At 67.4% G+C, this 17,382-nt stretch carries 16 protein-coding genes and 1 riboswitch; of the genes, 6 read left to right on the top strand and 10 right to left on the bottom strand.

Annotated elements, in window-relative coordinates:
- Positions 1–32 precede the first annotated feature (32 nt).
- From GRI40_RS05195 to crtY, 3 genes are read right to left on the bottom strand one after another with little or no spacing between them, the layout of a single operon-like run.
- Positions 33–614 carry an LOG family protein gene (locus GRI40_RS05195; RefSeq protein WP_160610359.1) on the bottom strand — a complete coding sequence of 194 codons (582 nt, stop codon included), beginning with the start codon at positions 612–614 and terminating at the stop codon, positions 33–35.
- Positions 611–2,119 carry a phytoene desaturase gene (locus tag GRI40_RS05190; RefSeq protein WP_160610358.1) on the bottom strand — a complete coding sequence of 503 codons (1,509 nt, stop codon included), beginning with the start codon at positions 2,117–2,119 and terminating at the stop codon, positions 611–613. Before GRI40_RS05190 ends, GRI40_RS05195 begins: the two co-directional genes overlap by 4 nt.
- Positions 2,116–3,297, bottom strand: a complete 1,182-nt coding sequence (gene crtY / locus GRI40_RS05185; protein WP_160610357.1) for a lycopene beta-cyclase CrtY — start codon at positions 3,295–3,297, stop codon at positions 2,116–2,118. Before crtY ends, GRI40_RS05190 begins: the two co-directional genes overlap by 4 nt.
- A 117-nt stretch (positions 3,298–3,414) precedes the next feature.
- Here crtY and GRI40_RS05180 point away from each other — a divergent pair, with 117 nt between their 5' ends.
- Both GRI40_RS05180 and GRI40_RS05175 read left to right on the top strand, forming a co-directional pair.
- Entirely contained in the window at positions 3,415–4,287 is an 873-nt protein-coding gene (locus GRI40_RS05180; RefSeq protein ID WP_160610356.1) for a MipA/OmpV family protein, read from the top strand.
- A gap of 105 nt (positions 4,288–4,392) precedes the next feature.
- Complete coding sequence (locus GRI40_RS05175; RefSeq protein WP_160610355.1) at positions 4,393–6,201, top strand: DUF885 domain-containing protein; 1,809 nt, start codon at positions 4,393–4,395, stop codon at positions 6,199–6,201.
- Between the two features lie 54 nt (positions 6,202–6,255).
- Here GRI40_RS05175 and GRI40_RS05170 read toward each other — a convergent pair whose 3' ends face one another.
- Together GRI40_RS05170 and GRI40_RS05165 are read right to left on the bottom strand one after the other, a co-directional pair.
- Positions 6,256–7,794, bottom strand: a complete 1,539-nt coding sequence (locus GRI40_RS05170) for a YadA-like family protein (RefSeq protein ID WP_160610354.1) — start codon at positions 7,792–7,794, stop codon at positions 6,256–6,258.
- 75 nt (positions 7,795–7,869) lie between these two features.
- Complete coding sequence (locus tag GRI40_RS05165) at positions 7,870–8,208, bottom strand: hypothetical protein (protein ID WP_160610353.1); 339 nt, start codon at positions 8,206–8,208, stop codon at positions 7,870–7,872.
- Between the two features lie 166 nt (positions 8,209–8,374).
- Positions 8,375–8,482, top strand: a riboswitch (TPP riboswitch).
- Between the two features lie 29 nt (positions 8,483–8,511).
- Between GRI40_RS05165 and thiC the strand changes: the two genes are divergently transcribed.
- A complete protein-coding gene (gene thiC, locus GRI40_RS05160; protein ID WP_160610352.1) occupies positions 8,512–10,410 on the top strand; it encodes a phosphomethylpyrimidine synthase ThiC in 1,899 nt (632 codons plus the stop codon).
- 27 nt (positions 10,411–10,437) lie between these two features.
- On the top strand, positions 10,438–10,854 hold the full coding sequence (locus GRI40_RS05155) for an SOS response-associated peptidase family protein (RefSeq protein ID WP_160610351.1): 417 nt from the start codon (positions 10,438–10,440) through the stop codon (positions 10,852–10,854).
- Positions 10,855–10,905: 51 nt separating this feature from the next.
- On the opposite strand, the gene glnA is transcribed toward GRI40_RS05155, so the two are convergent.
- The 5 genes from glnA to GRI40_RS05130 form a co-directional block, all read right to left on the bottom strand.
- The gene (gene glnA, locus GRI40_RS05150) at positions 10,906–12,315 is read right to left on the bottom strand and encodes a type I glutamate--ammonia ligase (RefSeq protein WP_160610350.1); all 1,410 of its coding nucleotides are present in this window, start codon (positions 12,313–12,315) and stop codon (positions 10,906–10,908) included.
- Between the two features lie 43 nt (positions 12,316–12,358).
- On the bottom strand, positions 12,359–12,697 hold the full coding sequence (locus GRI40_RS05145) for a P-II family nitrogen regulator (protein ID WP_160610349.1): 339 nt from the start codon (positions 12,695–12,697) through the stop codon (positions 12,359–12,361).
- Between the two features lie 223 nt (positions 12,698–12,920).
- Positions 12,921–13,850, bottom strand: a complete 930-nt coding sequence (gene argC / locus GRI40_RS05140) for an N-acetyl-gamma-glutamyl-phosphate reductase (protein WP_160610348.1) — start codon at positions 13,848–13,850, stop codon at positions 12,921–12,923.
- Positions 13,847–14,176: a hypothetical protein gene (locus GRI40_RS05135; protein ID WP_160610347.1), complete on the bottom strand. Its 330-nt coding sequence runs from the start codon at positions 14,174–14,176 to the stop codon at positions 13,847–13,849. The genes argC and GRI40_RS05135 overlap by 4 nt, the downstream gene beginning before the upstream one ends.
- A 64-nt stretch (positions 14,177–14,240) precedes the next feature.
- On the bottom strand, positions 14,241–15,653 hold the full coding sequence (locus tag GRI40_RS05130; RefSeq protein ID WP_160610346.1) for a leucyl aminopeptidase family protein: 1,413 nt from the start codon (positions 15,651–15,653) through the stop codon (positions 14,241–14,243).
- A 35-nt stretch (positions 15,654–15,688) separates the two neighbouring features.
- Between GRI40_RS05130 and GRI40_RS05125 the strand changes: the two genes are divergently transcribed.
- The gene (locus GRI40_RS05125) at positions 15,689–16,504 is read left to right on the top strand and encodes a PdaC/SigV domain-containing protein (RefSeq protein ID WP_160610345.1); all 816 of its coding nucleotides are present in this window, start codon (positions 15,689–15,691) and stop codon (positions 16,502–16,504) included.
- 48 nt (positions 16,505–16,552) lie between these two features.
- A complete protein-coding gene (map, locus tag GRI40_RS05120; RefSeq protein ID WP_160610344.1) occupies positions 16,553–17,380 on the top strand; it encodes a type I methionyl aminopeptidase in 828 nt (275 codons plus the stop codon).
- Positions 17,381–17,382 lie beyond the last annotated feature (2 nt).

Raw genomic sequence — 17,382 nt, 5'->3', positions numbered from 1 at the left:
CGACGCGGCGGGGGCGGCTCACGGGATTGCCCTCAAAGCTCGCTCGCCGTCATCTGGAAGATCGGCGTGTGCGGTTCGTAAGCAACCATCTTGTCCAGCAGCCCCTCCAGCGTCTCGTCGGCGATGATGATACCCTGATGCGCAGGCCGCACGAAGCCGATGTCGGCCATGTGGCGGTTGAAGGCGATCAGGTGGTCGTAGAACCCGAAGGCGTTGAGCAGCCCGACCGGCTTGGTGTGATAGCCAAGCTGGGCCCAGCTCACCGCTTCCCACAATTCGTCCATCGTACCGACCCCGCCGGGAATGGTGACGAACCCGTCCGACAGGTCCGTGAAGCGCTGCTTGCGTTCGTGCATCCCGGTCACGGTGCACAGTTCGGTGCAATCGTGATTGGCGACTTCGCTGCCCGCCAGCGCGTGGGGAATGACGCCGATCACCTCGCCACCCGCGTCGAGCGCGCCGGACGCCACCGCGCCCATGAGGCCGAGGCGCCCGCCGCCATAGACCACGCCGATCCCGCGTGTCGCCAGCCCCTGGCCCACCGCGCGGGCCAGTTCCATGTAGCGGGGATCGGCGGGCGTCGCGGACCCGCAATAGACGGCGAGGCGTTTCATTGCGCCAGATCCTCCAGCATCAGGCCCGCGGTCGTCTTCGCGCTGGCGACGACGCCGGGGATGCCGGCGCCCGGGTGTGTGCCCGCGCCGACGAGGTAGAAGTTCTTCACGACATCGTCGCGGTTGTGTCCGCGGAAATAGGCGCTTTGGGTCAGGACCGGCTCCAGGCTGAAGGCGCTGCCGAGGTGCGCGCTGAGATCGGCGGCAAAGTTGCTGGGGGCGTAGTGGAACCGGGTTACGATCCGGTCATGGATGTCCGGGATCAGGCGGCGGCCCACTTCGTCGAGGATGCGCCGTTCCAGCATGGGGCCGACTTCGTCCCAGTTCACCGTCAGCTTGCCCATGTGTGCGACCGGGACTAGGGCGTAGAACGTGCTCATGCCGGGCGGGGCCATGCTGGGATCGGTGACGGTCGGGTGGTGCAGGTAGATCGAGAAGTCCTGCGGCAGCACGCCGTGTTCGTAGATGTCATCCAGCAGGCCTTTGTACCGGGGGCCGAACAGGATCATGTGATGCGGAATGCCGGGCCAGGTGCCCTCCAGTCCGAAATGGACGAGGAACAGGCTGGGGGAGAACCGCTTGCGCGCGAGCGTGGCGGCATGATCCGTGCCGCGCCGCGTGCCGCCCAGCAGGTCGCGATAGGTGTGCACCAGGTCGCCGTTGCTGGCAACGGCATGGAACCGTTCCTTCCACCCGCTCGCCGTCTCCACCTCTGTCGCCCGGTTGCCGATCGTGTGCACCTTGACCACCGGATCGTGCATCCGGGTCGTGCCGCCCAGCCGTTCGAAATGGCGCACCATCGCGGCCGCCAGCCGGTTCGTGCCGCCGCGCGCCCACCACACGCCGCCGTCTTTCTCCAGCTTGTGGATGAGGGCGTAGATCGCGCTCGTGGTCATCGGGTTTCCGCCGACCAGCAGCGTGTGGAAGCTCAGCGCCTCGCGCAGTTTCTCGCTCCGGACGTAGCTCGAAACCATCGAATAGACGGATCGCCACGCCTGGTACCGCGCCAGGCTGGGCGCGGCCTTGATCATGCTGGCGAAGTCAAGGAACGGCTGCGACCCCAGCTTGACGTAGCCTTCCTGGTGCACGCCGGCGGAATATTGCAGGAACGCCTCGTATCCGGCGTAATCGCCCGGGGCCACGCGGTCGATCTCCGCGCGAAGCCGGGCCTCGTCGTTCGAATAGTCGAAGTTCGTCCCGTCGGGCCAGTTGAGGCGGTAGAACGGGGTCACCGGCATCAGCTCGACGTCGGCCGCCATGTCGTGTCCGGACAGGGCCCACAGGTCCTTCAGGCAGTCGGGATCTGTGATGACCGTGGGGCCGGCATCGAAGGTGAAGCCGTCGCGCTCCCAGAAGTAGCCGCGGCCACCGGGCTTGTCGCGCGCCTCCACCAGCGTCGTCCGCACGCCCGCCGATTGCAGGCGAATGGCGAGCGCCAGGCCGCCGAAGCCCGCGCCGATGACGCAGGCGCGCTTGCCTTCGGGCCCGGTGTCGGCGCCGTTCATGCGGCACTCCTGGCGAGAGGCTGGCCCGGCTCCACCAGGGCACGCAGGGCGCCCAGCACGGGGACGGGCGGCTTGCCGCACAGGATCCGTGCGCGGTCGGCCGTCGTGGAGCGGGCGGCATAGAACCGCTCGATCACCGGTTCGGGCTGGCGGTAGACGAGTGCGAAAGCGCGGCGGCGCTGGCCGGGCGCGCCGGCGCCGAACATCATCCGGCCGAGCGTGCGGTAATATGCCGTCCGGCGCCACTGCTCCCGCGCCCGGTCCGCGATCATCGCGGCAAGGCTCTCGCCATCAAGATCGGCGCTGCCGGCGATGGCGAGCGCGGTCTCCACCGCGAAGGGAAGGGTGTAGCTGGTGAGCGGATGGACGAACCCGCCGCGCGTGCCGATGGCGGCGACACCGGGCGTGCCGTGCGCGCGCTGGAACGCCGCGAAATCGCCGCCGGTGATGACGGGAAGCACGCCGGTTTCGTGGTCGATCGCCTCGCCCTCCCAGCCGTGCGCCTGGCAATAGCGGTCGATCCGCCCGGACAGCGCCTCACGGTTGAGCGTGGGCGCATCGGCGTAGTAGGTATCCTCCACAAACAGTTCGTCCGGGCCCAGCGGCAGGGTGTAGACGAAGCGCAGAGCGCCGTGCTGGTCCACGGCGGCATCCATGATCGTGGGCCGGTCCACGCCGTGCGGGCGCCGGGTCCTGAGGTGCCGGCCGAGGAATACCTGCCAGCCGCCGGTGAGCGCGGCGGCGTCCGCAATGCCGCGCGCATCGATCACCGCGCGCGCCGCGATGCGTTCGCCATCTGCCAGGTCGATGCCGCCCGCGTCCAGCGCGGCGATCCGCCGGCCTGTCCGGATGGCGTCGGACGGGAGCACGGCGCGCAATGCCCCGTCGAAGTCGGCCGAGTGCAGCGAGCAGTATCCGGTCGATAGATCGCGCGGGAATTGCGGGAAGCGCACCGCGTAGCCTTGCCAGCGCGCGATCCGGAATTCCTCCATCAGAGCGGTGCCCTCGCGGTCGAGGTCGCTGGCGAACCAACTCCACCGGTGGTGTCCGCCCAGCGCCGCGCCCTCTTCCACCAGCGCGATGCGCAGATCGGGCCGCGTGCGGGCAAGCGCGAGCGCAACCAGCCCGCCTGCAAGCCCGCCGCCGGCGATGGCGATATCGATCGTGTGCCCTGTCATGGACGGTGTGACTAGGCGGCATCACCCGCGCGGGCAATCGCCTTGGTAGGGCAGCTGCGCGGAACGCGCGGGCGCGCAGCGGGTTATCCCCGCGCAATCAGGGGAATAGCAATCATCATGAGAACCACCGCCATCGCCGCCGGCCTGCTGGCCGCGTTCGCCGCCGCGCCTGCCTTCGCGCAGGAGGAACAGGTCACCGCGGGACCGGCAGAGGCGGTCGAACGCAACGATACGGTCTATGACGACACCTGGGTTTCGATCGGGATCGGCGGCGGTTTGGGCCCCAGCTACGACGGTTCGGACGATTACGTGTTCTACCCCGCGCCTCTGATCCAGGGGAAAGTGGGCGGCATCGGAATCCAGCCGCGCCCCGCCGGCCTCGCGCTCGACCTGGTGGCGGATCCTGCCGAGGGCATGGGATTTGCGGCCGGCCCCGCGTTTCGAATCCGCACGAACCGCAGCCGCCAGATCAAGGACCCGGTCGTGGAAGCCGCGGGCGAGCTCGACACCGCGATCGAAGTCGGCGGCAACCTGGGCGTCAGCTTTCCCAAGTTGCTCAACCCCTACGACTCGCTCAGCGTCGGGGCCGACGTCCTGTGGGACGTCAACGGCGCGCATTCGGGCATGACGATCGCGCCCAGCGTATCCTATTTCACGCCGCTCAGCCGGGGCATCGCCGCATCGCTTTCGCTTTCGGCCGAACATGCCGACAGCGATTTCATCGACTACTATTACGCTGTCTCGCCCGCGCAGAGCATCGCCAGCGGCCTGCCGGTTTACGATACCGATGGCGGCGGCTGGACGAAGGCGGGGGTTACCTTGCTGACCGCGTTCGACTTCGACGGAGACCTTGCCAACGGCGGCCTCGCCGGGGTGCTGGTCGGCGGGTATTCGCACATGCTGGGCGATGCCCGGCGCACGCCTTACACCGCAATGAGGGGCAGCGCGGACCAATGGTTCGCCGCGGTGGGCATCGGTTACACTTTCTGACGCGTCATCGCGGGGCGGTGGACAGGCACCGCCTTTTCATCGAAATACCGTGCCTGCCCAAGGGAGCCGGCGCGTACCGGTCCCCGGCCTTTACAGGGAGTTTCGATGACCGCCTTTCGCTCGGTGCTGCTCGGCGCAGCAGCAGCCCTTCCGCTCGCCGCCTGCGCGACGGTTCCTTCCGCGACGGAAACTGTCACCGCCCCGGTGGTGGTGGCCGCTACCCCCGCCGCCGGGCAGAACGAGAAGCTCTACGCACTGTTCGAACGGACGGACCGCGAGTCGATTGCGCGAAATCCGATCGCCGGGTTCTTCCGGGGCGATTTCACGCGTGCCGACCAGCTCGGACCGCTGTTCTCGCTCGATGCCTTCGCTGCCGATCGCCGCGCTGCGGAGCAGGCACTTGCCGAGCTGCGCACATTCGATCGCGGCAGCCTGAACGCGACCGACCGCATCGCTTATGACGTATTCCGCTTCGGGCAGGAGCGGATCATCGCCCAGACCGAACCCGGCATCCTGCGGTATGAGGCGAACCTGCCGATCGATCACTTCACCGGCATCCACATCTTCTATCCGCGCCTGTCGAGCGCCGGCGGGCAGATGCCGTTTGCCACGGTGACGGATTATGAGAACGCGCTGAAGCGGCACGCCCAGTTCGGCCCCGCGGTCGACCGCGCGATCGAGCGGTTCCGCGCCGGCATGGCGGATGGCGTGGTGCACCCGCGCATCGCCACCGAGACGATGATCGCGCAGCTCGACACCCAGCTCGACCTCGATACCGGGGAAACGCCCTACTGGACGCCGATTGCCAAGTTCCCCGAAGCGATCCCGGCGGCCGATCGCACGCGTCTGACGAGCGAGTTCCGCACCGCCATCGAACAGGGCATCCGGCCCGCGCTGCAGCGCCTGCGCACGTTCCTCGCCACCGAATACCTGCCGAAATCGCGCAATACCGTGGGCCTGTCTGCCGCGCGGGGCGGGGCGGATTACTATCGCTACCGGGTGACGGAGATGACCACCCTGCCGCTCGATCCGGAAGCCGTGCACCAGCTCGGCCTGTCCGAAGTGGCGCGGATCAATGCGGAACTGGCGAAGGCGAGGGCCGAGGCCGGCGACCGCAAGCCGACGATCTACCGCGACAAGGCCGCGCTGACGGAAGCGTGGTACGATATCGGCCGCAAGGTCGATCCGCTGATGAACCGCCTGTTCGCCCGCCAGCCGCGCACGCCGCTCGAAATCCGGCCGTACGAGGAGTATCGCGAGAAGTTCAACCTGGCCGCGTCCTACAATCCGGGCGACGCGGCCACCGGCAAGCCCGGCGTGTTCTATTTCAGCGGGTACGATCTCGCCAACCGCACGGTTTCGCCCACGATCGCGCTCTACATGCACGAAGGCAATCCGGGGCATCACTTCCAGATCATGGAAGCGTACGAGAACACCGCGCTGCCCGCGTTTCTGCGCTACGGCGGCTATACGGCGTTCTCCGAAGGCTGGGGGCTCTACGCCGAAAGCCTGGGCTACGAACTGGGCCTCTACGACGATCCGATCGAACGGATCGGCGCGCTGGCCGGGGGCGAACTGCTGCGCGGAGTGCGGCTGGTGGTGGACACGGGCCTGCACGCCAAGGGGTGGAGCCGCCAGCAGGCGATCGACTACATGGTGGCCAACGGCCAGCCGCGCGAATTCGCTACCAGCGAAGTCAACCGCTACATCGTGATGCCGGGCCAGGCGCTGGCCTACAAGGTGGGCGAGCTCAAGATCAAGGAGCTGCGCAAACGGGCCGAAACCGCGCTGGGCGAACGGTTCGACGTCAAGGCGTTCCACCACCAGGTGCTGGGCACCTCGGGCCTCCCGCTCGGCGTGCTGGAGGCCAAGATCGACACATGGATCGCGTCGGGCGGCCCGGCCGCGACGTGAGCTGGGCGGCGCCGGGGTGCCGTCCCTGTCGCACCCCGGCGCTGATGCTGCCCGTCAGAACCCGAACGTGGCGGACACGGCGCCCCCGACGCGCTTGTCGCCGGTGTTCCCCGACATGCTGCCGGAGATATAGACCTTGTCCGCCAGGCGGCCGCTGATCGATCCGGCATAGCCCTGTTCCCCGCCGTAGGTGGCGGCGGCCACTGTCATCGAGATGTTGGCATCGGGCACCAGCTTGGCCTGGCCCATCGCCATGGCGGCCGCGACGCCGCCTTCGATCCCGTTCAGCCGCTGGTCGAACCCGTTGAGCCGGGTGTCGATCGCCGCGACCCGGCCCGAAAGGTCGGAGAACTGGCTGTCCGTTACGGCGGAGATGTATTCGACGGCGGTCCGCATTTCCTGCGCCGTGGCAACGCGCTGGCGGCCGAGCGTGCCGCTGGCATCGACCGTCACCACGTCCACCGGGCCGACCTGTGCCGCCGTCGAGGCGTCGATCCCGGCCACCTTCACCACGGTCTGCGTGTTGCCCAGCACGATCTGGTTGTCCGCGCTCGTCTGCGCGCCGGAACCGATGGCGGTGGAATTCTGGTGCGTCGACTGCGCGTCGAGCCCGATCGCGACCGAACCTGTCCGCAAGGCGTAGGCATTGGTGCCGATTGCGGTGGAGCCTACTCCGCCGGCGTAGCTGGCGTAGCCGATCGACGTGGCATAACTGCCCGCGGAGCGCGCAGCGGCGCCGACCGTGGTCGCCGCGGTGCCGCCGGCGTTGGCGTCGGTTCCCACGGCGGTGGCGTAGAATTCCGCGCGGGCGCCGATCGCATCGGAGTCGGCGGCGCTGTCGCTGCCGATGGCCGTGCCGGATTCGCTCGTTACATTGGCGCCGACGCCCATTGCCATGCTGTTCACGCCCTGCGCCGCCGCGGCCGAACCCATGGCGATGCTGTTGGTCTGGGTCGCAGACGCCGCGGTTCCGCTCGCGTTAATCGCGAGGTACGGACTTCCGCCGCCGCCGCCTCCGCCGATGGAGGCGATCGCGGCATCGAGCTGACCCTTGTTGACAGCGTCGCTCGCCGCCGTGCCGGCGGCGAGGCCGGTGATCTTGCTGCCGTTCATGGCGATGCCCTGCGACACCGTCACCTTGGGGGTCATCAGGCCGGTTTCGTCGAGCTGGGTCGTGACCGTTGTCGTCAGCGCATAGCCCAGCTGATAGAGCGACTGGAGCCCCGTGTTCACCGCACCTGCATAGTCAGGATATTGCGACAGCATCGGGCCCTGGTACACGGTCGCCGTGCCGGTGATCGTGCCGAACTGGATGGAGCGTGCATCGTCCCCGTCGTTCCGGAACGTGCCGGCCACGGCCGTGGAGTTGTTCACGATTGCCGTGGGGCTCACCGACTTGAGGATGAATTCGTACGAGTCGCCGGTCGCGCTTTCGAAGTAGCTTTCGACGTTGATGTCGATGCTGTTGACCGTGCCGGTCAGGTTGCTGATGCGGCTCCAGTAGGCAGGCGGGCTGGCGGAAGGGGCGGACCCGGCGCCGCCGGTCGTGACGAGCTGGATCCGCTCGCCCGTGTAGTTCGCCGTGACGTTCACGGTCTGCCCTTCGGTGGGGAAGAAATAGCTCGCATCGGTCGGGCCGAACCCCGGTCCGGTCGTTATGCTGAAGGGTCAGACAGCGTCCGGCCCGGTCTGAACCGGCAGCCCGTCGACCTTGAGGTTGCCGGAAAACGCCACCGTGTATGTATCGATCAGGAAGTCGGTCGTGGAATTGCGGGCCACGCGGGTGCGCCCGTTATATGTCACCGTGCGGGTGCCGTCGAACGTGCAGGGCGGCGTGACGATGACCGGCGAGGTCGTGTCGAAATTGCAGTCCGTGTCGTTGAGCGGCGTGGCATCCGGCTGGATCACGACGGTTTGCGCCGCGGACGGCGTGGCCACGGCGAACAGGGCGATCGACGAAAGCAGCGCCGCGCGACGTACGGCAGCCGGGTGAGAAAATCCGGTCATTGTATCCCCCTCAATAACAATGCACTACGTTGGCATTGTTGATGAAATGCTGCGTTAGCCGGACCTGGTTAACAACCCTCGAAAAGATTGGGGCCGCGCGTCGGCCTGGCCCCATCCGGCATCCCGCTGGCCGCCTCTGGACGCCCGCGGCTGCGGAGCCTAGAACGCGGCATCCCCGGGGAGCTCGCGCGAGCTGAGAGGTGGGCCTCGCGACCCACGACCCGTCGAACCTGAACCCGTTAACACGGGCGGAGGGAGGGCCGGCTCTTGCGCTCCCCGTCCGTCCCCATGAGGACTTGCGATATGGCGGACATCAATTCGAAGCTGGACATCGGCGTCACCACCGGGCCGATCCGCGGCAGCCGCAAGGTCCACGTCGGCCCGCTGGGCGTGGCGATGCGGGAAATCGACCTCGAACCCTCGAGCGGGGAACAGCCGGTGCGCGTTTACGACACCAGCGGACCCTACACCGATCCCGCCGCGCAGATCGACATCCGCCGCGGCCTGCCCCAGCTGCGCCGCCAGTGGCAGCGCGATCGCGGAGACGTGGAGGAATACACCGCCCGCGAAGTCCGCCCCGAAGACAACGGTCAGCTTGGGCCCGACCGTTCTGGCGGCGTGCCGGCGTTCCCCAATGTCGCCAAGACCGTGCTCCGCGCGAAGCCGGGCGCGAACCTCAGCCAGATGCATTACGCGCGCCGGGGCATCATCACGCCCGAAATGGAATACGTCGCGGAACGGGAGAATCTCGGCCGCGCGCGGATCGCGCATGAACGCGACGGGCAGGATTGGGGCGCGTCGATCCCCGACTACGTCACCCCCGAATTCGTCCGCGACGAAGTGGCGCGCGGGCGGGCGATCATCCCCTCCAACGTCAATCACCCGGAAGCCGAGCCGATGGCGATCGGGCGCAACTTCCTGGTCAAGATAAACGCCAACATCGGCAACTCCGCCGTCGCTTCGGACGTCGCCAGCGAAGTCGACAAGATGGTCTGGTCGATCCGCTGGGGCGCCGACACGGTCATGGACCTTTCCACCGGGCGCAACATCCACGACACCCGCGAATGGATCATCCGCAACTCGCCGGTGCCCATCGGCACCGTACCGATCTACCAGGCGCTGGAGAAAGTCGGCGGCGTGGCCGAGGACCTCACCTGGGAAATCTTCCGTGACACCCTGATCGAGCAGGCGGAACAGGGCGTAGACTATTTCACCATCCACGCCGGCGTGCGCCTGCCATACATCCCGATGACCGCCAGGCGCGTCACCGGCATCGTCAGCCGTGGCGGATCGATCATGGCGAAATGGTGCCTGGCGCATCACAAGGAATCGTTCCTCTACGAACGGTTCGACGAGATTACCGAGATCATGAAGGCGTATGACATCGCCTATTCGCTAGGCGACGGCCTGCGCCCCGGCAGTATCGCCGACGCCAACGACGAAGCCCAGTTCGCCGAACTCTACACGCTGGGCGAGCTGACCAGGCGCGCCTGGGCGCAGGACGTGCAGGTCATGATCGAAGGCCCCGGCCACGTGCCGATGCACAAGATCAAGGAGAACATGGACAAGCAGCTCGCCGCCTGCGGCGAGGCGCCGTTCTATACGCTCGGGCCCCTGGTGACCGATATCGCACCCGGCTACGACCACATCACCAGCGGCATCGGCGCGGCGATGATCGGTTGGTTCGGCACGGCGATGCTCTGCTACGTCACGCCGAAGGAACACCTCGGCCTGCCCGACCGTGACGACGTCAAGGTGGGCGTCGTCACCTACAAGCTCGCCGCCCACGCCGCCGACCTTGCCAAGGGACACCCGGCCGCCAAGGTCCGCGACGATTCGCTGAGCCGCGCCCGCTTCGAATTCCGCTGGCGCGACCAGTTCAACCTTAGCCTCGACCCCGATACCGCCGAACAATACCACGACCAGACCCTTCCCGCAGAGGGCGCCAAGACCGCGCACTTCTGCTCGATGTGCGGGCCCAAGTTCTGCTCGATGAAGATAACGCAGGAAGTGCGCGACTTCGCGGCGAAGCAGAACGCGGAGGTGGAGAGCTTCGTGGCGGCGGAGGAGGCGGAGGCCGGCCTGGCGCGAGTCGGAATGTCCGATCAGGACATGGAGACGGGCTTTGCCGAGATGAGCCGCGCCTATAACGAAGGCGGGCGCGAGCTGTATATCGGGGCTGGCGGCAGGGAGCACGATTGAGGCCAGGCCAGGTGCAATCTCTATCGCATGACCAAGGTGCATGCCGAGGTCGCCCATTTGTTCAATGCCGCGCTCGGGCCCGTAGGCAACGCACCGTCCGAAATCTACCCTGGCTACCCCGGGCTGGTGGCGGCGGACGGGGAACTGCGCTCGATGGTGTGGGGATCCCCGTTCCGACCGCGCGGCGCCAGGCCGGGATCGAAACCGCGTCCGGTCAACAACGCGCGGGCCGACAAGCTCGATAGCTTCATGTGGCGCTATTCGTTCCAGGAACGCCGCTGCCTCATCCCGGTGACCGCCTTTGCGGAGGCGCAGGGGGAGAAAGGCGCCAAGACGCGCACCTGGTTCACCCTGCCGGACGAACCGATCTTCGCGGTCGCGGGCATCTGGCGCGACACGCCGGAATGGGGCCCGGCCTACAGCCCTCGCCCGCTTCACACCTGAAAAAGGGCGCCCGGTTTCCCGGACGCCCCTTCGGCGGATTGGTGCGCGCGATCAGGCGCTGAAATACATGTCGTATTCCACTGCGCTGGGGGTCGTTTCCCAGCGGCTGACGTCTGCCCACAGCACTTCGGTATACGCGTCGATCTGGTCCTTGGTGAACACGTCGCCCTTCAGCAGGAAGTCGTGGTCCGCCTCCAGGCTCTCCAGTGCTTCGCGCAGGGAGCCGCACACGGTCGGTACTTCGGCGAGTTCGGCCGGGGGAAGATCGTAGAGGTTCTTGTCCATCGCTTCGCCCGGATGGATCTTGTTCTGGATCCCGTCGAGCCCGGCCATCAGCATGGCGGCGTAGCAGAGGTAGGGGTTGGCCATCGCGTCGGGGAAACGGAATTCCACCCGCTTCGCCTTTTCTCCCGAGCCATAGGGGATGCGACAGCTCGCCGACCGGTTGCGGGCGGAATAGGCCAGCAGCACCGGCGCCTCGAACCCGGGGACCAGCCGCTTGTAGCTGTTGGTGGTGGGGTTGGTGAAGGCGTTCAGCGCCTTCGCGTGCTTGATCACCCCGCCGATGAAATGGAGGCACATGTCGCTGAGGCCGGCATAGCCGTTGCCCGCGAACAGCGGTTTGCCGCCGTTCCAGATCGACATGTGCGTGTGCATCCCGCTGCCGTTATCGTCCTTGACCGGCTTGGGCATGAAAGTCGCCGTCTTGCCATAGGCGTGAGCGACCTGGTGGACCACGTACTTGTAGATCTGCATCCGGTCGGCGGTTTCGACCAGCGTGCCGAACGTCATGCCCAGTTCGTGCTGCGCGGCGGCGACCTCGTGATGGTGCTTGTCGCACGGCAGGCCCATTTCCAGCATCGTCGCGACCATTTCAGCACGGATGTCCACCGCGCTGTCGACCGGGGCGACCGGGAAGTATCCGCCCTTGGCGCGCGGGCGGTGGGCAAGGTTGCCGGCCTCGTAATCGCGGCCGGTGTTGGTCGGCAGTTCGACATCGTCGATGCGGTATCCGCTCGCGGCATAGCCATCTTCGAAGCGCACGTCGTCGAACATGAAGAACTCGGCTTCGGGGCCGACGTAGATCGTGTCGCCGATGCCGGTGGATTTCAGGTAGTTTTCCGCCCGCTTGGCGGTGGAGCGCGGATCGCGCGCGTACCATTCGCCGGTGGAAGGTTCCACCACGTCGCAGAACACGATCATCATCGGCGTGGCGCTGAAGGGATCGACGTAGACCCGTTCAAGATCGGGCTTCAGGATCATGTCGCTTTCGTTGATCGCTTTCCACCCGGCGATCGACGATCCGTCGAACATCAGCCCGTCCTCCAGCTCGTCCTCGCCCAGGATGCTGGCGACCATGGTCAGGTGGTGCCACTTGCCACGCGGATCGGTGAACCGCAGGTCGACCCATTCGATCTCCTGTTCCTCGATCTGGGAGAGGACGTCCTTCGCATTCGACATGTCGTTTCCTTTCTTCGCCGCCGCGAGGGCGGGCGGGAGCTGTTCAGAGGGCCGCGTCGTCCCGTTCGCCGGTGCGGATGCGGAGCGCGGATTCGATGGTTGAGACGAAAATCTTGCCGTCTCCGATGCGGCCGGTCTGGGCGGCGGCGGCGATCGCCTCCACCACGCGTTCCGCCTGGTTGTCAGAGACCACGACTTCCAGCTTCACCTTGGGCAGGAAATCGACCACGTACTCGGCGCCGCGGTACAGTTCCGTATGGCCCTTCTGCCGGCCGAAGCCTTTCGCTTCGAGCACGGTGATGCCCGACACGCCGACTTCGTGAAGCGCCTCCTTCACCTCGTCCAGCTTGAACGGCTTGATGATCGCTTCGATCTTTTTCACCTGATCTTTTGCCTTTCCTGCGCGCCGGCAATCCGCGGCCGCGCGGGTTGCGGAAACTGGTTATCCAAGAACCCTTTATTCAAGAACCGTGCCAACCGTGTGCTGGTTGAGCCTACGCCATTTGCCTGCGCGGCAAAAGGTGCCGGCGAGACGTTCATGGCCCCGGCGCACGTGGCGGGAATTGTTCCTCGACTGCCCATAAAACAGGCAGCACTGCCTGATTTCAGGGCAGGCGCAGGCCCGCAGTCTCGTCCACGCCGGCCATGAGATTCAGCGACTGGACGGCTGCTCCGCTTGCGCCCTTCCCCAGGTTGTCGAGCATGGCAATCAGCCGGGCCTGGCTGCCGTCAGGCGCGCCGAAAACGTGGAGTTCGAGCCCGTCGGTGGGCGCGCGCCCGCGGCGCAGCACGAGCTCGTCCACCGGTTCGGTCGCCACGCGCACCACGCGGCTGCCGGCGTAGAATCCCGTCAGGTGATCGCGCAGGGCATCGGCCGTCGCGGCGCCCGGCATCGCGGACAGCGGCAGGGGCACGTCCACCACCATGCCGCGGTGTGCGGGGATCACCGCGGGCGCGAAGAGTGGCGGGATCGAAAGCCCGGCAAAGCGCTGCATTTCCGCAACGTGCTTGTGCCCCGGGGCGAGCGCGTAACCCCGCCACGCGATATCGGGATCGCCCTCGAAGCGCTCAATCAGCGCCTTGCCGCCGCCCGAATAGCCGGACACCGCATTGCATGTGTAGGGCCAGTCGCCGGGCAGCAGTCCCTCCCGGATCAGCGGGGCCACAAGGGCGATGAAGCCGGTGGAATAGCATCCGGGGTTGGACACGCGCGCGGCGCCGGCAACCGCGTCGCGCCCGACGATCTCGGGGAAGCCGAAAGTCCAGCCGTCGGACGTGCGGTGCGCGGTGGAGGCATCGATCACCCGCACCGCGCTGTCGGGATCGATCAATCCCACCGCTTCGCGCGCGGCATCGTCAGGCAAGCACAGGATCGCGAAGTCCGCGTCGTTCAGCGCGTCGGCGCGGGCTGCCGCGTCCTTTCGCTGCCCTTCGGGCAGGGTGACGAGCGTGAATTCTGGACGTTCGGCAAGCCGCTCCGCGATCTCCAGACCGGTGGTGCCGACCGCGCCGTCAATGAAGACGGCCGCGCTCATCCCCCGTCCTGAGGTGCGAGGTGAGCGGTCGGCACGTAGCCCGTGGGCCCTTCCGGACCGCAGCAGCCCCAGCACCAGTCACCGGCGTAATCCAGCGCCTCGAACGCCTGGCCGGGTTCGAGCGTCGCCACCTCTTCCGAACCCGGGCGCGGCTGGCACAGCAGGGTAGCGCCTTCGTTACCCACGGAGCGTGGTTGCGGGGCGACGTAATGGGCCACCAGGTAACGGTCGGCGAGGGCGATATGCGCCAGGTCGCCGCGGATCGGCAGCGTCCCGACAGCCGGGCGTGCGACGGGGCCCGACAGCGAAAGCTGGCCGGTGGGCAAGGGGTAAGCGCCGGTGTCTGACGGGTTGGTGACGGTGCGGTCCTTCGTGCTGCGCGCGCCGCGCTTATAACGCTGCCGGGCTCACGGCAAGTTCCTCGCCGTAACGCGCCTGCAGCATATGCCACGCCGCGCGCAGGCCGATGGCCGCGCCGCCCTTGGGCCGGCCGGGCTTGGCGGCGGGACGCCAGGCGAAGGTATCGAAATGCGCCCAGTCGATACCGTCGCCGACGAACCGGTCGAGGAATAGCCCCGCCACGCTCGCCCCGGCAAATGCGTTGGGCGCGGCATTGTTGATATCCGCCACGTCGGACTTCAGCCATTCGCGGTAGCTTTCGGGCAGGGGGAGGCGCCAGCAGGCGTCGTCGTGCGCCTCGCCCGCGTCGATAATCGCCTGCGCCGTGGCGGTGCGCCGCGTGATCAGCGCCGGCAGGTCCGGCCCCAGCGCCACTCGGGCGGCGCCGGTCAGGGTCGCGAAATCGACGACCAGGTCCGGCGTTTCCTCGCTCGCCCGCGTGAGCGCGTCCGCCAGGATCAACCGTCCTTCAGCGTCGGTGTTGCCGATCTCCACCGTCAGGCCCTGGCGGCTTCGCAGCACATCCCCCGGACGGAAGGAATTGGCGGATATCGCGTTTTCCACCGCGGGAATGAAAAGGTGCAAACGCACCCTGAGACCGCGCCCCATGATGAGGCCGGCGAGCGCCAGCGCGTGCGCGGCGCCGCCCATGTCCTTTTTCATCAGCAGCATGCCTGCCGCTGGCTTGATATCGAGGCCGCCCGAATCGAAGCACACACCCTTGCCGACCACCGCCAGCACAGGGTGGCCGGGATCGCCCCATTCCAGGTGGATCAGGCGCGGGGCGTGCTCGCGCGATGCGGCGCGGCCGACCGCGTGGACCATCGGATAGGCCTGTTCCAGCGTGTCGCCCCGGGTGACGGTGATGGTCGCGCCGTGCGCCTTCGCCAGCGCCTCGGCCTCCGCCTCCAGCGCAGCGGGGCCCATGTCTTCGGCCGGCGTGTTGACGAGGTCCGCAACCTTCATCGCGGCCCGCGCCTCGGCGGTTACGGCGTCGATGGCCTTTGCATCCTTCGTCAACAGCACGCGCGGGCCCTGCGCCTCCGGATCGTCGCGATAGCGGGTGAAACGGTATTGCGCCGTCTGCCAGCCGAACAGCGCGGGCCCGGCTTCGCCATCGGCCAGACGATAGGTGCCGGCAGGAAGCACCTCGGCCAGCTTCGCCATGCACCAGCTCGATAGCTTCGCCGGATCGGCCACCCCGCCGACCGCGAACCAGCTTTCCCCGTCGGGAACGATGCCGACCTGGTAGCCGCTGCCGTCGAACCGCTGCCCCGCCAGGGCCGCTGCCTGCCCGTGGCCGAGCCGGGCGGCCCAGGCGTCGAACCCGTCCTTGTTGACCAGGTGGATGGCGGTGGCGGGCTGGCCGCGATCGGGCTGGATTAGCTCAGGCGATTTGCTCATATCCCGATCCAGTAACGCCTGCCCGGAGAATTCCAATGCCGACCCGCCTGTTCCTTGCCGGCGCCGCCGTTGCGCTGTCGTCGTGTTCTTCGCCGGCGGAGGTCGCGGAACGGACAGGCGCCGCGCCCGGTGCCACGACGGGCCCCGCCGCGTCCGCCACGGCCAGCGCGCGCGCCCAAGGAAACGCCCGCGCGGTGTCGGAAGAAACCGATCTCTACAGCTTCAAGTTCTCCTATCCCGCCGCCGCCGGCGCGATCGCCCCGCTCGCGGCCCGCCTGGACGACGAGGCGGAAAAGGCGCGGGCGGAATTGATCGCGGAAGCGAAGGCGGCGCAGGCCGAAGCGCAGAAGGAAGGCTTCCCGTATCACGCGCACAGCTACGGCGCGGAATGGCAGACCGTGGCCGACATTTCGGGTTTCCTCAGCCTGTCGAACCTTTTCTCGACCTACACGGGCGGCGCGCACGGCATGTACGGCATGCAAGGCTATGTCTGGGACAAGCGGGCGGGCCGCGGCTTCGATTCCGCTGACCTGTTCACGTCGAAGGCGGCGCTGCAATCCGCGCTTGGCGATGCGCTTTGCGACGCGCTCAACCGCGAGCGTGTGGAGAAGCGCGGCGCGCCGATCGACCCGGGCGACGAACTTTTCAGCGGCTGCCCTGGCCTCGACGAGGCAACGGTGCTGGTGGGATCGTCCAACGCGAAGACGTTCGACAGGATCACGGTATGGTATGGCCCGTACGTAGCGGGCTCTTATGCTGAAGGCGCGTACGAGCTGGATTTCCCGATGAGCCCCGCGATGGTCGCGGCGGTGAAGCCCGCATACCGGGTGGCGTTCAGTGCGAAGCGGTAACGGCACGGCGGGGATGACGAATCCGCTGGCAGCGCCTATGTGCAGGCGATGACTGAATACCAGACAATTACCGGGACCGAGACCGTCGTACGCGACGGCACGATCAAGCTGCACGGCCCCGCCGGTTTCGAAGCCATGCGCAAGGCGGGCCGCCTGGCCGCCGAAATCCTCGATGCGCTGGCCCCCATGGTACAGCCCGGCGTCACCACCGCGGAACTGGACGACGTGGTCCGCCAGATGACGATCGATGGCGGCGCGGTGCCGGCCACGCTCGGCTATCGCGGCTACACCCATTCGTGCTGCATTTCGATCAACCATGTCGTGTGCCACGGCATCCCCGGCGACAAGGCGCTGCGGGACGGCGACATCGTCAATATCGACGTGACCCCGCTGCTGGACGGCTGGCACGGCGACAGCAGCCGTATGTACCTGGTCGGTGACGTGCCGCTCAAGGCGCGCCGGCTGGTGGACGTGACGCACGAGTGCCTGATGATCGGGATCGAGCAGGCGCGGGCGGGCAACCGGCTGGGCGATATCGGCGCGGCCATCCAGGCGCACGCGGAAAAGCATCGCTACGGCGTGGTCCGCGAATTCTGCGGACATGGCCTGGGACGCCTGTTCCACGATGCGCCAGAGGTGGTCCATGCCGCCAAGGCCGGCACCGGTCCGGAGCTTCGCCCCGGCATGTTCCTGACGATCGAACCGATGATCAACCTGGGCCGCCCGTGGGTCAAGATGCTGAGCGACGGCTGGACCGCGGTGACGCGGGACAAGAGCCTGTCCGCCCAGTTCGAACATTCCATCGGCATCACCGAGGATGGCTGCGAGATCTTCACCCTCAGTCCGATGGGCCGCGACAAGCCGCCTTACGTTTGAAC

This window comes from Tsuneonella aeria, assembly GCF_009827495.1.
Lineage (GTDB): Bacteria > Pseudomonadota > Alphaproteobacteria > Sphingomonadales > Sphingomonadaceae > Tsuneonella > Tsuneonella aeria.
Note: the sequence above shows the minus strand (reverse complement) of the source record. Positions and strands in the feature narration are given on the sequence as shown.

Bases quoted from the DNA above. Each gene is read 5' to 3' on its own strand.
- GRI40_RS05195 (WP_160610359.1), bottom strand. From the start codon at position 614: ATGAAACGCCTCGCCGTCTATTGCGGGTCCGCGACGCCCGCCGATCCC.
- GRI40_RS05190 (WP_160610358.1), bottom strand. From the start codon at position 2,119: ATGAACGGCGCCGACACCGGGCCCGAAGGCAAGCGCGCCTGCGTCATC.
- crtY (WP_160610357.1), bottom strand. From the start codon at position 3,297: ATGACAGGGCACACGATCGATATCGCCATCGCCGGCGGCGGGCTTGCA.
- GRI40_RS05180 (WP_160610356.1), top strand. From the start codon at position 3,415: ATGAGAACCACCGCCATCGCCGCCGGCCTGCTGGCCGCGTTCGCCGCC.
- GRI40_RS05175 (WP_160610355.1), top strand. From the start codon at position 4,393: ATGACCGCCTTTCGCTCGGTGCTGCTCGGCGCAGCAGCAGCCCTTCCG.
- GRI40_RS05165 (WP_160610353.1), bottom strand. From the start codon at position 8,208: ATGACCGGATTTTCTCACCCGGCTGCCGTACGTCGCGCGGCGCTGCTT.
- thiC (WP_160610352.1), top strand. From the start codon at position 8,512: ATGGCGGACATCAATTCGAAGCTGGACATCGGCGTCACCACCGGGCCG.
- GRI40_RS05155 (WP_160610351.1), top strand. From the start codon at position 10,438: ATGACCAAGGTGCATGCCGAGGTCGCCCATTTGTTCAATGCCGCGCTC.
- glnA (WP_160610350.1), bottom strand. From the start codon at position 12,315: ATGTCGAATGCGAAGGACGTCCTCTCCCAGATCGAGGAACAGGAGATC.
- argC (WP_160610348.1), bottom strand. From the start codon at position 13,850: ATGAGCGCGGCCGTCTTCATTGACGGCGCGGTCGGCACCACCGGTCTG.
- GRI40_RS05130 (WP_160610346.1), bottom strand. From the start codon at position 15,653: ATGAGCAAATCGCCTGAGCTAATCCAGCCCGATCGCGGCCAGCCCGCC.
- GRI40_RS05125 (WP_160610345.1), top strand. From the start codon at position 15,689: ATGCCGACCCGCCTGTTCCTTGCCGGCGCCGCCGTTGCGCTGTCGTCG.
- map (WP_160610344.1), top strand. From the start codon at position 16,553: ATGACTGAATACCAGACAATTACCGGGACCGAGACCGTCGTACGCGAC.